This is a genomic window from Aliidiomarina halalkaliphila (genome assembly GCF_007096385.1).
GTDB classification, from domain to species: domain Bacteria; phylum Pseudomonadota; class Gammaproteobacteria; order Enterobacterales; family Alteromonadaceae; genus Aliidiomarina; species Aliidiomarina halalkaliphila.
In genome coordinates, this window is sequence record NZ_VJWL01000002.1 from 363,155 (window position 1) to 377,426 (window position 14,272).

General features: G+C 50.1%; 16 protein-coding genes. 10 read left to right on the top strand and 6 right to left on the bottom strand.

The window, feature by feature from the left end; genetic code table 11:
• Positions 1 to 44 precede the first annotated feature (44 nt).
• Entirely contained in the window at positions 45 to 1,058 is a 1,014-nt protein-coding gene (locus FM042_RS08210) for an alpha/beta hydrolase family protein (protein ID WP_143235939.1), read from the bottom strand.
• Positions 1,059 to 1,400: 342 nt separating this feature from the next.
• On the opposite strand from FM042_RS08210, the gene FM042_RS08215 reads away from it, so the two are divergent.
• The 4 genes from FM042_RS08215 to FM042_RS08230 all read left to right on the top strand — a co-directional run bounded on the left by FM042_RS08215 (position 1,401) and on the right by FM042_RS08230 (position 5,140).
• A complete protein-coding gene (locus FM042_RS08215; RefSeq protein ID WP_143235940.1) occupies positions 1,401 to 1,949 on the top strand; it encodes a DUF4377 domain-containing protein in 549 nt (182 codons plus the stop codon).
• 278 nt (positions 1,950 to 2,227) lie between these two features.
• Positions 2,228 to 2,701, top strand: a complete 474-nt coding sequence (locus FM042_RS08220) for a hypothetical protein (protein WP_143235941.1) — start codon at positions 2,228 to 2,230, stop codon at positions 2,699 to 2,701.
• 181 nt (positions 2,702 to 2,882) lie between these two features.
• Complete coding sequence (locus tag FM042_RS08225; RefSeq protein WP_143235942.1) at positions 2,883 to 4,442, top strand: YifB family Mg chelatase-like AAA ATPase; 1,560 nt, start codon at positions 2,883 to 2,885, stop codon at positions 4,440 to 4,442.
• Between the two features lie 86 nt (positions 4,443 to 4,528).
• Positions 4,529 to 5,140, top strand: coding sequence for a hypothetical protein (locus tag FM042_RS08230; RefSeq protein ID WP_143235943.1), 612 nt, complete (start codon positions 4,529 to 4,531; stop codon positions 5,138 to 5,140).
• Positions 5,141 to 5,214: 74 nt separating this feature from the next.
• On the opposite strand, the gene FM042_RS08235 is transcribed toward FM042_RS08230, so the two are convergent.
• Positions 5,215 to 5,844 carry a hypothetical protein gene (locus FM042_RS08235; protein WP_143235944.1) on the bottom strand — a complete coding sequence of 210 codons (630 nt, stop codon included), beginning with the start codon at positions 5,842 to 5,844 and terminating at the stop codon, positions 5,215 to 5,217.
• A gap of 167 nt (positions 5,845 to 6,011) precedes the next feature.
• On the opposite strand from FM042_RS08235, the gene FM042_RS08240 reads away from it, so the two are divergent.
• Genes FM042_RS08240 through FM042_RS08250 form a run of 3 tightly spaced genes read left to right on the top strand, consistent with a single transcriptional unit; the run spans position 6,012 to position 8,586 of the window.
• Positions 6,012 to 6,977, top strand: a complete 966-nt coding sequence (locus tag FM042_RS08240; RefSeq protein WP_143235945.1) for a PLP-dependent cysteine synthase family protein — start codon at positions 6,012 to 6,014, stop codon at positions 6,975 to 6,977.
• A gap of 15 nt (positions 6,978 to 6,992) precedes the next feature.
• Positions 6,993 to 8,165 (top strand): trans-sulfuration enzyme family protein, encoded by a 1,173-nt coding sequence (locus tag FM042_RS08245; protein WP_143235946.1) that lies wholly within the window; start codon positions 6,993 to 6,995, stop codon positions 8,163 to 8,165.
• A gap of 1 nt (position 8,166) precedes the next feature.
• A complete protein-coding gene (locus tag FM042_RS08250) occupies positions 8,167 to 8,586 on the top strand; it encodes a VOC family protein (RefSeq protein ID WP_143235947.1) in 420 nt (139 codons plus the stop codon).
• A gap of 21 nt (positions 8,587 to 8,607) precedes the next feature.
• On the opposite strand, the gene FM042_RS08255 is transcribed toward FM042_RS08250, so the two are convergent.
• Together FM042_RS08255 and FM042_RS08260 are read right to left on the bottom strand one after the other, a co-directional pair.
• Positions 8,608 to 9,687 (bottom strand): alanine racemase, encoded by a 1,080-nt coding sequence (locus tag FM042_RS08255; RefSeq protein ID WP_143235948.1) that lies wholly within the window; start codon positions 9,685 to 9,687, stop codon positions 8,608 to 8,610.
• A gap of 5 nt (positions 9,688 to 9,692) precedes the next feature.
• Positions 9,693 to 10,682, bottom strand: coding sequence for a threonine ammonia-lyase (locus FM042_RS08260; protein WP_143235949.1), 990 nt, complete (start codon positions 10,680 to 10,682; stop codon positions 9,693 to 9,695).
• Positions 10,683 to 10,774: 92 nt separating this feature from the next.
• Here FM042_RS08260 and FM042_RS08265 point away from each other — a divergent pair, with 92 nt between their 5' ends.
• Together FM042_RS08265 and FM042_RS08270 are read left to right on the top strand one after the other, a co-directional pair.
• A complete protein-coding gene (locus FM042_RS08265) occupies positions 10,775 to 11,377 on the top strand; it encodes a YhgN family NAAT transporter (RefSeq protein ID WP_143235950.1) in 603 nt (200 codons plus the stop codon).
• Positions 11,377 to 11,964: a YjaG family protein gene (locus tag FM042_RS08270; protein WP_143235951.1), complete on the top strand. Its 588-nt coding sequence runs from the start codon at positions 11,377 to 11,379 to the stop codon at positions 11,962 to 11,964. Before FM042_RS08265 ends, FM042_RS08270 begins: the two co-directional genes overlap by 1 nt.
• A 26-nt stretch (positions 11,965 to 11,990) precedes the next feature.
• Here the strand turns inward: FM042_RS08270 and FM042_RS08275 are convergent, their stop codons facing one another.
• Positions 11,991 to 12,272, bottom strand: coding sequence for a DUF1145 domain-containing protein (locus FM042_RS08275; protein ID WP_143235952.1), 282 nt, complete (start codon positions 12,270 to 12,272; stop codon positions 11,991 to 11,993).
• A gap of 18 nt (positions 12,273 to 12,290) precedes the next feature.
• Entirely contained in the window at positions 12,291 to 12,878 is a 588-nt protein-coding gene (rsmD, locus tag FM042_RS08280; protein WP_143235953.1) for a 16S rRNA (guanine(966)-N(2))-methyltransferase RsmD, read from the bottom strand.
• Positions 12,879 to 13,016: 138 nt separating this feature from the next.
• Here rsmD and ftsY point away from each other — a divergent pair, with 138 nt between their 5' ends.
• Positions 13,017 to 14,264, top strand: a complete 1,248-nt coding sequence (ftsY, locus tag FM042_RS08285) for a signal recognition particle-docking protein FtsY (protein WP_143235954.1) — start codon at positions 13,017 to 13,019, stop codon at positions 14,262 to 14,264.
• Positions 14,265 to 14,272 lie beyond the last annotated feature (8 nt).

A 14,272-nucleotide genomic window follows, 5' to 3' on the forward strand; every position in this document is an offset into this window, starting at 1 on the left:
GAATTACACAGGCCTGATGGGTAATCCCAATCAGGCCTTTTTATTTAAGGTTTGAGGTGAGTATCGAAAAACTCAATCAAGGCATTGCTTAGGTCGCCTCGATAATTGGTGAACTGGTGATCTGCGTGCGAGTAGGTAATCAACTCATGGGGATGCCCAATCGCCTCTAATCGAGCGGCAAGCTTTTGCGACTGATCCATCGTTAGATTCCAATCCCGTTGCCCATGAATTAACAAAATGGGCATCGTGCGCGGCAACTCTTCCGCCCAATTTATCACGGAGCGTTCTTGTAATGTTGCCTGCCCGCGGCTCGCATAGTCTGGAATATAGCGTGATGCGGGATGGTCCGACTCACCCCATTCAGCCACCCATTGCTCTAAATCACTGAGGGTAGCGGCAGACGCCAACGCTTTAAATGCAGTGGGTCGTTCACGAGCCGCCATAAAGCTCATCATGCTGCCGCGAGCGCGACCATAAAGACCCACGCGGCTTTCATCGGCTGGGCCTATGGCTTGAGCCACATCAATTAGGCGCAACACATCGTTCAAATCACGACCGCCATATTCATCTTGGCCATTCGACATGCCGGAGAATACGCCGCCTCCGCCACGGTACTGACTGCCAATGACCATGTAACCGGCTTCAGCGAGCGGAAGGATATTCTTAAAAATGTCGACAAAACCGACCGCATTTGTCGGGCCGTGACCAGCGCGGTTATAGATAATTACCGGAAGCTTTTCGCCGTCAAACTCGCGAGGAAATACCGCAAAACCGCCCACCATGGCATTACCACTTCGGTATATGAGCCAGCGGCAATCAAGCTCAAAGCGCAATTTTCTAAAGCGCTCTTCCGGGAATTCGGATTCGAAATAGGCACGATCATAGCGAGGGTTATTATTGCGCTGAACGAAGCTTTCGATGAAGTTCTCGTAGGTGTCGTAAGGCGCAGTATAGCAGGTGGCGTTGTATTCTAACGCCCATGAATCATTTGCCAAAGCCACCTTTGTGCTGACCAGTAAGCAGAGAATTAAACCCGCACTTTGTATCAGGAAACGCATCTACTACAACCTCTACGTCTTCGAAATAGAGCCACATCCTAGCAGTTTGCTCAGCAATTCACCACTGAGATGGCTCGCGGAGGTGTTAACTCGGGCGCACCATTCGTAGCCCTAAATTTTCCTGTTGGTTTTTATTAACTAATATAAAGAAACACTTCGTCTGTAATTTCTAAGCTTTCGCTGGGGGCAGACTCAACCCCAACTCCGTTTTGGATGTCAGTATTCAGCTCTAATGAATAGATGGAGCTCAAGGGTCAACTGGAAGGCGCAGATAAATTATTGCTTTATCGAAATAAATGCATAGAGTGGTAAAGCAACGTTTTAAAACAAGGATAAGCTGTCATGGAAAGTAGATGTTTTCTCGGCCTTTTAATATTGCTCGCGCTTGTGGGTTGTGACTCAGGCGACAGTAATGAAACGATGACCGTTACTATTAGTAGTACGCCGCCACTCTGCCCTCCATCCAATGAATCCCGCACCCTTTGTCCTCCAGCGCTGCTAGATGAGTCAGGTGTACAGCACGGCACAACTCGACGAATCGTAAATTTTAATTATGAATTTGGTACTGAGTATCAGTTGCTACTCGAGGTCGTTAAATTAACAGATCCGCCAGCTGATGGGCTCGATGTTGAATATCGGATTCTGGAAGTGCTAAAGGAAGCACGAGATCCTGTCGACACGATTTATAGTTATGAACAAGTCTCCCTTACTAATGATGCATTTGTGTTTGTTCGCGAGGGCGTTTACTCGCTTCCCCCCTTTGAATTTTTGTGTGCCGATGACGTTGACTGTGACACCCTAGCGGCGATGGCCAATAGCGGTGGTGTTGTCGCCATTGAGTTAACTATGACAGGCGGCGAGATTCCGGTCACTGTAACAAATTGGAACTAGGCGATGGGCATGAAAAAATGGACTCTTGGCATTGTATTAGTCTTGGTTTTCGCGTTGCAACGTGTTTTGCAAATGACCGCACAGAATATGAGTTAAAGCTCGTCGATGAAAAGGATAATACTCATATTAAAACTGTTTCAGTTGAGGGAGAGTGAACAATTCATGGGCATGTTTTATATTAGAATGCTCTCGATTTAGGTAGGCTAATTTTTGTGTTAAAAACCTATATTTTCTTGTTGGCTTTTTTAAATATATGAAAGCTAAGTTAAGGACTTCTTATGAAATTAAAGGAAATTATTTCAATCGCTTTATATATGGTTTGCATGTTTAGTTTTACCAATGCTTCGGCAACTAGTGAAACGACCGACTGTGTGGATATTAAAGCTCTAAATTCAGTCATTGTAGACTTGGATTCGTCCAATGATTTTATGAACTGCTTCAGCACAGATGAAATCCCGCAAGGGAATGAAATTTTGTTCAACGTAGTATCTATCGATCAAGCAATTCCATTCAAAGTGCTGATTTACGATATGAGTGGAAACGCTGCTGTGGAAATAAAGCAACTCAATTCGCCAACGGGTGAGACCGTTCGATATGAGTCGACTGTAGAAGCAGCAAGAATCGGCTTTCGTGTGGTTCCTGGCGGGAGTGTTACTGAAGATGTACGAATGACGCTAGGTTTTGGTATAACCGAAAATGCCGGTGGAATCTTTTTCATCAATTTGGACTACGTCCTTGGAGATACTGATTGAAGTGGTGACCTGTCCCCGATAAACAGCGCCATGGAATCCATAAAGCTTTTATCAAAATAGCTCAAATGGGATATCCACAAAACTGTCTGCCATTGCGGAAATCCGCCGCTTACATTTTAGTGCGTTGCTTATTCCTTCTACACTCTTAGCTTTCATGGATTGAATTACAAAGGAGTGGGGAATGGGTCTTGCGGTGGTGTTAACGCGGGCGCAAATGGGCATGGAGGCGCCGTTAGTTCGAGTTGAAGTGAATGTTGTGCGTGGGGTGCCGGCGTTTCAAATTATTGGTATGCCGGAAACCACGGTGCGCGAAGCCAAAGACCGGGTGCGCACGGCGATTATGAACAGTGGTCTGGATTTTCCTATCGCGAAAATCACTGTAAATCTGTCGCCGGCGGAGCTTCCGAAGCAAGGCGCCCGTTACGATTTAGCCATCGCTCTGGGTATATTGGCGGCGAGCGATGAGTTTGATGAAGCCGAATTAGCCGGACTGGAATGTTTTGGTGAGTTGGCGCTCGATGGTGCAGTGCGCACAATTCATGGCACATTACCGGCGTTGCTTGCTTGTCAGCAAGCGGGTCATAAGGCGCTCATCCCTGCGGGCAACGAAGGGGAAGCGGGTTTGCTGCGCGAACCCTCGGCTTACTTGGTAAGCTCACTCATAAGTGCAGTCCGCCACCTGAAAAAATATGCGCCACTCCCGCTCGCACAGCCCTCTGAATTAACTTACTCACCCGCCCATGCCGGTGATATAGCGGATGTGCACGGGCAATCCATGGCCAAGCGGGCGTTGCTGATTGCCGCTGCTGGCGCGCATCATGTGTTGTTTGTGGGGCCGCCGGGAACCGGCAAGACGATGTTGGCCCAGCGCCTTGCCAGCCTGATGCCGCCATTGGAGGAGGCCGAAGCGCTTGAAGTGGCCGCGATTGATTCGCTCTCGGGTGCACCATTCGCACCTGAACGTTGGCGTTTACGTCCCTTTCGTAGCCCCCATCATTCCTGCTCTGCTCCGGCTTTGGTTGGCGGCGGCTCAATCCCCCAACCAGGTGAAATTACCCGCGCTCATCACGGGATTCTTTTCTTAGATGAGCTTACAGAAACGCCCCGGCACGTACTAGATAGTTTACGGGAGCCCCTTGAGAGTGGTCGCGTGTGTATTAGTCGAGCGAAGCAACAGGCGATATTTCCAGCACGCTTCCAATTGGTGTGCGCGTTAAATCCGTCTCCCTGCGGTAATTTCGATGGCGATATTCGCTCGTCGCGGGCGACGCCCGATCAAATCTTAAACTACCTGAGTAAAGTGTCGGGCCCTTTTTTGGACCGCATTGACTTGCAAGTGGATGTGCCTCGCCAGCCCGATGCGTTGCGCCATGCACAGGAGGTGCCCGACATAAATGCAGGTGATAACACAACTTTATGCAATTCCGAAAGTAGTGCTTTTTTGCGAGAGAAGGTGGCAGCAGCCCAAGCGCAACAACTGCAACGCCAAGGGTGTCTTAACCACCATTTAAGCCCACCAAAATTGAAAGAAGTTGCGCGTCTAGATACTGATGACCATGATTTCCTCGTTGCCGCGATGGAAACCCTCAAGCTGTCACATCGAGCCTACCACCGCACATTACGCGTTGCTCGAACCATCGCGGATCTCGAAGAAGCATCACAGATTACGCGGCCCCATTTAATGGAAGCCATGAGCTATCGGGCCCTTGATGTCCTGCTAAATCAGTTGCGCGAGTATTAGCTTAAACGGCATAGAAATTGGCATTTTCGCAAGGGCAGAGGTAAGGTGTAGCCATTCAAGAGCAACGTTATAACCGAGGAGAGGCTATGCAGCCGCAACAACGTATTGTCTGGATCTGTTTGGCAGTGATTCTGTTTACCAGTGTTGTTTGGTTCGAAGCCCTGGTACTGCCAGCAGATTACCTATTTTTCTGGCGCTGGACGGAATCTCAGGTGATTTATGAAAGCTTGATCACCGTGGGCTTTTTGGTCGCAGCGATCATTGGTTATTTTCTGCTCCGCAAAGGAGCGGGTGATTGGGATCAATGGAAGATTCTGCGACTGGGCATCATGATTTGGATTGCCATGTTGGCTTTACTCACCCTGTTTAGTTTGTATGTGTACACCTTGGGGAATCAGCATGTCGCCGATGCTTATGAAGGGGACGGTTTTGAAATTACCGCCATGGGAAGTGTGAACGAGCGCGAAGGTGTGGGTGAGTTTTTTGTAGTGATGAGTTGTGATTTCCGCGGCCTGTACAAACGGGTGATTTACTTAGATCGTGTGGTCGGCGTAGATGATGTGAAATTCAAATGGGATAACGGCGAGCTCAGAGCCAGTTATCAGTTGGAAGGACGTGAATTACGCGACACGTTGATTGAAGTCGACGAGCTGTATGCCCAATGCATGCGCAGTGACTCAACGCGTCCAATGGAATGATACGCGGATAGCGAACACGCATAAAAAAATCCCCGAAACTGCCAAACAGCTCGGGGATTTTTTATGGATTTTATTTAATCGTAGCGGTAATGATCTTCCCAACCCCAAGGCGCTTGCGGCGCTTCAACGGTTTGGCTTAAATCCACATCAACTTGGAACTCACGGCCTTCACGAACTAAACGATAACGCAGCGTATCGGCGTTCGGGAACGAAAGAATCCATGTGTTATCAATAGACGCAGGATAGCCAAGCTCTGCAAACAATCGCTTACTGTAGTCGTCTGCTGGGAATGCTTGCTGAGTCGAAGTGCCGGCTGAGATAGTGTGACCGCCATACATAGTGAGTGGGTCATGGCTGCCATCTTCTAAGCGGTGGTCATGCTTTAACTCAAGTTCACGACGTTCGAGGGTATCACGAGTGACAATCCAAGTACGTGAGTGGTTGTCACCCACATGCAGTGGAATACGAATGCGATTTTCTTCACACTCACGTACTTCAATCACGATGCGGTTATTGATCCAGTTTTCGTCCATTTCCGGATCACCCAGACTCACATGACCTTCGTAAGCATTGCCACAGTGTTCAAGGAGCGCGTCAAAAAACGCGTCTTGTGGGTGTTGTTCCGCAGGGGTACACGCGCTTAATGCAAGTAGCGCAGAACTTAATAAGCCGAGTTTTATCCCGTTAGCAGCGTTAATTTTCATGTCCTCTATCCTGTTGTCGCTAGTTATTATTTTGATTGTAACGATATTTGATCCGATTAAAAAGGTATAGCTTAGATTGCACTGGCATGGATACTCACGCCATGAATGAGTAGAATAGACGGGTTTATGACCAAATTCACTGTATACGAGTAAGGAAAGGCATTCTGATGAAGGTTTTTGCAAATGCTTTAGAGATGATCGGCAATACGCCGATGGTGCGGGTAAACCATATGGATACGGGCCCGTGTGAGTTGTACTTGAAATTAGAGACGCAAAACCCGGGGATGTCGATTAAAGATCGTATCGCAGTGTCGATGATTGCGGCCGCAGAAGCTGACGGCAAAATCAAACCAGGCGATACCTTAATTGAAGCCACCGCTGGCAACACCGGCTTGGGATTGGCGCTCGTGGCAGCGCAGAAAGGCTATAAGCTGATTATCGTTCTGCCCGATAAGATGAGCCGGGAAAAACTGTATAACTTGCGTGCCCTAGGTGCGGAAGTGATTGAAACACGCTCCGACGTGCAAAAAGGTCACCCCGAGTACTATCAGGATGTGGCGTTGCGTTTGTCGAAAGAACGCGGCGCCTTCTATATCAACCAATTTGAAAACCCAGCCAACGTGACTGCGCACTACGAAACCACGGGCCCAGAAATGTGGCAACAAATGGAAGGCAAACTAGACGCCTTTGTATGTGGGGTGGGCTCAGGAGGCACCCTGACTGGAGTGGGCCGTTATCTGCGTGAACAGAATCCTGATGTGGATTTAGTATTGGCCGATCCCGATGGCTCGATCTTGGCGCCTTTGATTAACGAGGGCAAAGAAGTAGACGCCGGCAGTTGGCGCGTAGAAGGCATTGGTGAAGACTTTATTCCGGTGATTTGTGAAATCGCTTTGGCCGGAAAAGCTTATGCTATTAGCGATAAAGAATCATTTGAAGTGGCTCGAGAAGTGCTCTTGAAAGAGGGTGTGATGGTTGGTTCATCGTCGGGCACGTTGATCGCCGCTGCGCTGCGTTACTGCCGGGAGCAAACCGAGCCGAAGCGCGTTGTAACGCTTGCCTGCGATACAGGATGCCGTTACTTATCAAAATTATTCAATGATGAGTGGCTTGCCGCTCAAGATCTAGATTAAGAGGTACTGGCCAATATGCGTGATACAAAACATTTAGCATTCGCAACGCGTACCATTCATGGTGGGCAAGCGCCTGAGCCTGTAACAGGTGCGGTCATGCCGCCAATCGTGACCAGCTCTACCTACATTCAATCAAGCCCAGGCGTGCATGCGGGGTTTGAATACTCACGTTCGCACAATCCAACCCGTTTTGCGTGGGAGCGTTCAGTCGCTAATTTAGAAGGCGGCACGCGCGGATATGCATTTGCATCAGGAATGGCAGCGACCTCGACCATTATAGAGCTGATTGACAGCGGCGACCATGTGGTGGCGATGGATGATCTCTACGGTGGTAGCTTCCGCTTGTTTGATAAAGTGCGTGAGCGGTCATCGGGGCTGGCATTTAGCTATGTCGACATGGCCGATGTTGATGCCGTGGCTGCGGCATTTACGCCAAAGACCCGCATGGTGTGGATTGAAACCCCAAGCAACCCGATGATGAAGCTGGTGGATATTCAGGCGGTGGTGGAACGAGCCCGTGCCCACAATCCAGAGATGATCGTGGTGGTGGATAACACCTTCGCAACGCCTTATAACCAGCGTCCGTTGGAGCTTGGCGCCGACATCGTGATGCACTCGGCTACCAAATACCTTAATGGCCATTCGGATATGGTCGGCGGGATTGCCGTGGTCGGTGAGCGCGAAGATCTGCAAGAGCAAATGGCGTTTTTGCAAAACTCCATTGGCGCGGTTGCCGGACCTTTTGATAGTTACTTGGCACTGCGTGGCGTGAAAACCTTGGCGTTACGTATGAAGCATCATAACCAAGCGGCGTTAGAAATCGCTCAGTGGTTAGAGCAGCATCCACGGGTAGCAAAAGTGATTCACCCGGGTTTGGAAAGCCATCCGCAACACGAACTTGCTAAGAAACAAATGCATGGCTTCGGTGGCATGATCTCTATTTTCCTCGATGGTGATTTGGATCACGCTCGTCGATTCCTGGAAGCGGTAGAGATTTTCGCATTAGCGGAATCCCTAGGCGGTGTGGAAAGCCTCATTGAGCATCCAGCGATTATGACCCACGCTTCCATTCCAGCAGAAAATCGCCAGAAACTCGGTATTCACGATAATTTCGTGCGCATTTCGGTGGGCATCGAAGATACCCAGGATTTGATTGCGGATCTGCAGCAAGCACTCGAGGCCATGTAATATGAGCATTCCTCCATTTCACTTAGCTATTCCGGTGGATGATCTCGCCAAAGCGCGTGCGTTTTACGGTGATTTACTGGGGTGTGAAGAAGGGCGCAGCTCAGAGCATTGGATCGATTGGAATTTTCATGGCCACCAGCTGGTGACCCATGTGGCGCCTGATCGTTTGTTGCCGCCGGTGACCAATCCGGTGGATGGGCATGATGTGCCGGTACCGCACTTCGGTGTGGTGCTGGATATGGAATCCTGGTCGGCTCTGGCAGCGCGGGTGAAAGCGGCGGGCATCCCGTTTGTGATTGAACCTTATGTGCGTTTTAAGGGACAACCGGGAGAGCAAGCCACCATGTTCTTCCATGATCCTGCAGGCAACGCCATGGAATTTAAAGCCTTTAAAGATTTGAGTAAGCTGTTCGCGAAGTAAGTCTCAAGAGGAAGGCGAGTGCTAACGAATTAACACGCACTCGCCTTTGCTGGCATCCATGACCAAGCAACTGTGTGCCGGCACGATCACCAACAAATCCCCCAGCTGTAATTCTGCCATGAGCGTATCGGGCACTTTCACTTTGCCGTGTTCCTGAGACAAGCCGTGCACGTAGGCGTCTTGAATCGGACCACCCCAACCGTCGCTGGTAATGCGCATCACTTGTCCATAGCGTGGTTTTCCATCAATCAGCACGAAATCCTTACTAAAATGCACCGCACCGCCATGCACCACAACTTCCCCACGCTCTGGATAACGCGCAATCACTGGGCAGGCCACGGCTAAGGCGATATCAGACCAATCACAGGCACCGATACGCTGTTGTTGCCAATCATAAAACACATAATTACCGGGGCGGATTTCATCGGCACCAGGAAAGCTATCCATACGGCTACAGGTCGGTGTGTCACCCACGGAAACACGGATTGAATCAGTAGGAATGGGAGAATCTGCCAGTAATTGCTGTAAGCGCTCTAAGCTCTCTTGATGCACTTGTGCGATGCCATGATCACCACGCGTAGTGTAGCTATTCCCAGCGTGCAACAGTATGCCCACGTGGCGCACTTGTGGAAGTTCATGGGCTGCTTTAAGCAACTCGTAAATACGGCGAGACTCACGCCAAGAGATGCCGGTACGTCCGTAACCGGCATCGATTTCTACATAAAGGTCGATGGGGTGCATAAGTCGCTGCACGGTTTTCAGGGCATCGATATGTTCGACCGTGAGCCCTAATGTTATCTCTCGGGCGAGGCGATTATAGGCGGGCAATTGGCGTGGGTTGAGTGGGATGGCAATCAAAATATCGCGCCAACCGGCATCCGCGAAGAGGCGTGCCATAGGTACCGACGACACTGCGATGGGTGTCTGCTCCGGCGGGCCAAACCATTTGCCAATCAACGGCGATTGATGGGTTTTAAAATGGGGGCGCAGGTCAACACCTGCAGTCTGGGCCTTCTCCTGCATGCGTGCAATGTTGCGTTTGGCCTTGCGGCTATCCACAACCACTTCAGGGCCAGCAATAGTGTTCCAATTCATTTTCATAGGAACTATTCTCCTGTCCAAGGCACGCGATCAAGATCCACGTTGCCACCACTCAGAATTAATCCCAATCGTTTTCCTTGGAAAAGTTCAGGATACTTGCACACAGCAGCATAGACTACGGCCGAGGATGGCTCGACGATGACTTTAAGCGACTGCCACAGAGCTTTCATGGCGCGAATTACCTCGATATCGGAGACCACTAAAATATCGCTTACGTAATCTTGTAGCACTGGAAATGTGTGCGTGCCAAGGCTCGTAAGTAAGCCGTCGCATATACTGCGTGGAGGCATCGCCGGTTGAATTGATCCGGTCTTAAAGCTTGCAGCGCCATCCGCGGCTAATTCCGGTTCTACGCCCCACACGGGAATTCCTTGGCTGTGCGCTATCATCGCAGTACCGCTAAGGAGGCCTCCGCCACCAAGCGGCGCCAGAATACCATCTAACTCTGGCTGTGACTTGATTAGTTCAAGCGCGGCAGTTCCCTGACCGGCAATAATGAGCGGGTGGTTATAGGGCGGAATAAACTGCATGGCACTGGTGGCTTGCCAATGGGCCACTTGCGCTTCCCGGGCTGCCATCCCTGGTTCTATTTCGGTGATGTGAGCGCCATAGCGGGCAATATTCTGTTTTTTCACCTTAGGTGCATTGGTGGGTACGGCCACATGTACCGGAACGCCAAGGAGCTGGCCCGCGTGGGCGAGGGCGGCGCCATGATTGCCTGAAGAAACCGTATACACGCCCGCTTGTCGTTGTTCCGCCGTAAGGTGAAGTAGGGCATGACAGGCGCCCCGGAACTTAAAGGCACCGGTCTTTTGCAGGTTTTCGCATTTGAACCACAGTTGGGTACCGGCAGAAGCGCCACCTACCGCCTGATCTAAGCAAGGGCTATTTAGCACAGGCGTTTGCACGATGTAGGATGCGATTAACTTTTCTGCTCGCAGAATCAAATTTAGATTCAAATCATCTGCGCCTGCAATATGCTGCCAACCGGTCAAGAGTTTACCCCGCTTACTGGTGGATTCTGCCTATTAAGAGTACACTAAGCACCTGTTCGCAGACCAGTTTTGTTTCGTACAAGGAGTTCTCCATGGATACGCTTACGGCGGCCATTACGCTGTTATTGATTATGAATCCACTGGGTAACCTACCCATTTTCATTTCCGTGTTGCGCCATGTCGATCCTAAGCGTCGCAAAAAAGTACTAATCCGTGAGCTCTTATTCGCACTCTTCTTTATGTTGTTGTTTCTGTATTTAGGAACAAGCTTACTGGCATGGCTTGGTTTACGCCAAGAAGCGGTTAGTATTGCGGGGGGTATTATCCTGTTTATCATCGCCCTGCGACTTATCTTCCCGCAACCCGGTGGAGTGTTGGGGTTACCCGCGGGTGACGAACCTTTTATTGTGCCTTTGGCGATTCCACTGATTTCCGGCCCTTCATTGTTGGCAGCCTTGTTGCTATTGGCCAATAATTCCCCGGATCGGATGTTCGATTGGACGCTCGCCAGCGTGATTGCTTGGGGTATTTCCGCCACCATCTTAATGTTTAGCAGCTTCTTCTTACGAGCTCTTGGACAGCGCGGTCTAAATGCGATTGAGCGTTTGATGGGTATGATTCTTGTCATGATTGCGGTGCAAATGTTCCTCGACGGTATTATGGCGTATGTGGATAAAGCAGGAGCGGTCGGCTAATGAGCAAAAAAGATACCTTTCAGCGTATTCGCGCCCTCGAGTTACCTCAACAGGGGGTACTGGCCGCATATTTATGTGAACGCATGCTGCCCAACTACCAGCATTTTCATGAGTTGACCGAATTCGGCGAGCCCAGCGTTTTGCGCGGTGCGCTAGACGCTGTATGGGATAAGCTTGCGGTAAACAAGCGAACCGATTGGCAGCGCTGGCAAGAGAAGCTCGAAGAGGTCACGCCCACTGAGCAAGCCTACGATGTGCTCGGCGTGTTTCCAGCCATTGCTGCGTGTACCGGCCTCAGCAGCTTGCTGCAAGGGATTGAAGAGAAAGATGGAGCGTCGCTGTTGGATGTGTCGAAGATTTCTCAGGGAGCCGTGTCACACTATCTTGAACTGGGCGAGTTTAGCCATATCGACGACGCTGGACTGCGCGAACAAGCCATCGCCGAACATCCCCTGAGCTTGTATGAAATAGAGATTCAACAATCCATGTTGGCCTACTTAGAAGACTCTGCTGTTATCGACAAAGCGCTTATTCGAGAAGTGCGCGGCATTGCTCGAGACGAAGGCATGTCGAATCTGGGTATCTAACTCGCTAAAAAAGCGGCTTTGGGATTTTACGCGCGCGGCGTACCTGCGTTGCGCTTCTGCAATACCATCATCCAACCGACCACACCGAATAAAAAAATCGCCCCGTAATCCTTACCTGTTGGGTGCACATGGGCATGAAACGCTGCGTAAAAAATCAGCATTTGCAGCAGATGCAACACCACCAAAATACCTAATAACAAGACGAATAGTCCGAATGCCTGACCAGGAAATGGGACCACTAAGTTGGCCAACAGAAGAATCCAAATCAAACTAAATATTATTTGGCCGATGATAATGACAGCGCGCATCGCGGCTCCTTAGGTCAGTTATTGAACGTGGTATAGTCGGCAGCACACTTGCCCTGCTAACTTCTCGCGGTGAAGACGCCAATTTTCTGGTGTTTCATAGGGGAGTGGGTGCTCACTTTCTACGTAAACCCAACTGCCGTTGCTTAGGGCGTTCGCGCTCACTAATTGCGGAATCACCTGAGCTAATAGGTTTTGATGAAAGGGCGGATCGAGAAATACCAAATCATAGGGGATTTGTGGCGTTTTCAGATAACTTTGTATATCACCCTTATGCACTTCGCTGATGGTTTCCGCCTCTAATCGCCTTAGGTTGTCAGAAAGTTGCGCTGCCGCTGGTGCGGAACGCTCAACGAATACCGCATAGGCTGCTCCCCGTGACAGTGCTTCCATACCTAAGCTTCCCGCCCCGGCAAATGCGTCAAGGACTCGTGCCCCAGCGCACTCAAATTGCAGCCAATTAAAGAGTGTTTCTTTGAGGCGATCCGTGGTGGGCCTCAGCCCTTCGAGATCGAGAACCGGCAACTTGCGACCACGCCAACGACCGCCAATGATTCGAATTTGGCCGGCGGCTTTTAACGTTCTTTTTGAGGGTCGAGTTGGGCGCATAGTGTCTCCAAAATTGGCAACTAGTGTACCTTGCTTCGCCGTTACAGCAAAGCCTAATGGCGTACACAAAGCAGCCACTCCGTGCTACTATGCGGTCTTCTTTTATTTTTCTATTTCTTTGAATTGGGCGTTGCAGGTATGACAGAAAAACGGTCTATATTTTCCTCGTGGTTTGGTCGTAAAAACAAAGACGAGCCTGAATCTGAGAAACCTCAGGACGAGTCCTCGGTCGAGCAAGAGCCCTCAGTTCAGGAAGAGCCCTCAGCCAAGCAAGAGCCCTCAGCCAAGCAAGAGCCGTCAGCCAAGCAAGAGCCCTCAGCTCAGGAAGAGCCCTCAGCTGAACAAGAGCCCCCAGTGGACGAAGCACCCAGTTCGCAAGCGCAAGGCCCAAGCGCCGCCGAAGATGCGGCGGTAGCCATGGCTGAATCGGCAGCACGCAGTAATCAAACGCAAGAGCGCCCGGGAAAGACATCCTGGTGGCAGAGACTTCGTGACGGTCTTAAGAAAACCTCTAGCTCGGTTGGCTCAGGCCTTGCCAATATCTTTGTAGGTAAGAAGATTGACGATGAGCTATTTGAAGACTTAGAAACGCAGTTGCTCATGGCGGATGTGGGCGTGGATACCACCTCAAAAATCATTGATGACTTGACGCAGCACGCCTCACGCAAAGAGTTAAAAGACGCAGAATTGCTCTACGGAAAGCTCAAAGAAGATATGGCAGCTATGTTAGCGCCGGTGAGTGTCCCCTTAGATACAAGTTCAAGCACAGGGCCCTTTGTCATTTTAATGGTGGGCGTCAATGGCGTGGGTAAAACCACCACTATTGGTAAGTTGGCGCGTCAATTTCAAAGTGAGGGAAAATCCGTAATGCTCGCTGCGGGTGATACGTTCCGTGCCGCTGCAGTAGAGCAGTTACAGGTTTGGGGCGAACGCAATAGCATTCCAGTGGTTGCCCAACACACGGGTGCCGATAGTGCATCGGTTATTTTCGATGCGGTGCAGGCAGCAAAAGCTCGTGGTGTTGATATACTGATTGCAGATACCGCAGGACGTTTACAGAATAAAGCGAACTTAATGGAAGAGCTGAAAAAAATCGTGCGAGTGATGAAGAAACTCGATCCCGATATGCCCCATGAAGTGCTGTTGACCCTCGACGCAGGAACCGGTCAGAATGCCATCAGCCAAACCAAGTTATTTAAAGAAGCTGTGGGTGTGAGCGGTTTGGTGATGACCAAACTCGATGGTACGGCTAAAGGTGGAATTATTTTTGCCCTTGCCAATCAATTTGGTATTCCCATTCGCTATATTGGTGTAGGTGAAAGCTTGGAAGATTTGCGACCATTTCATGCCGATGAATTTGTCGACGCACTCTTTGCAAACGACTAGCACTTCGC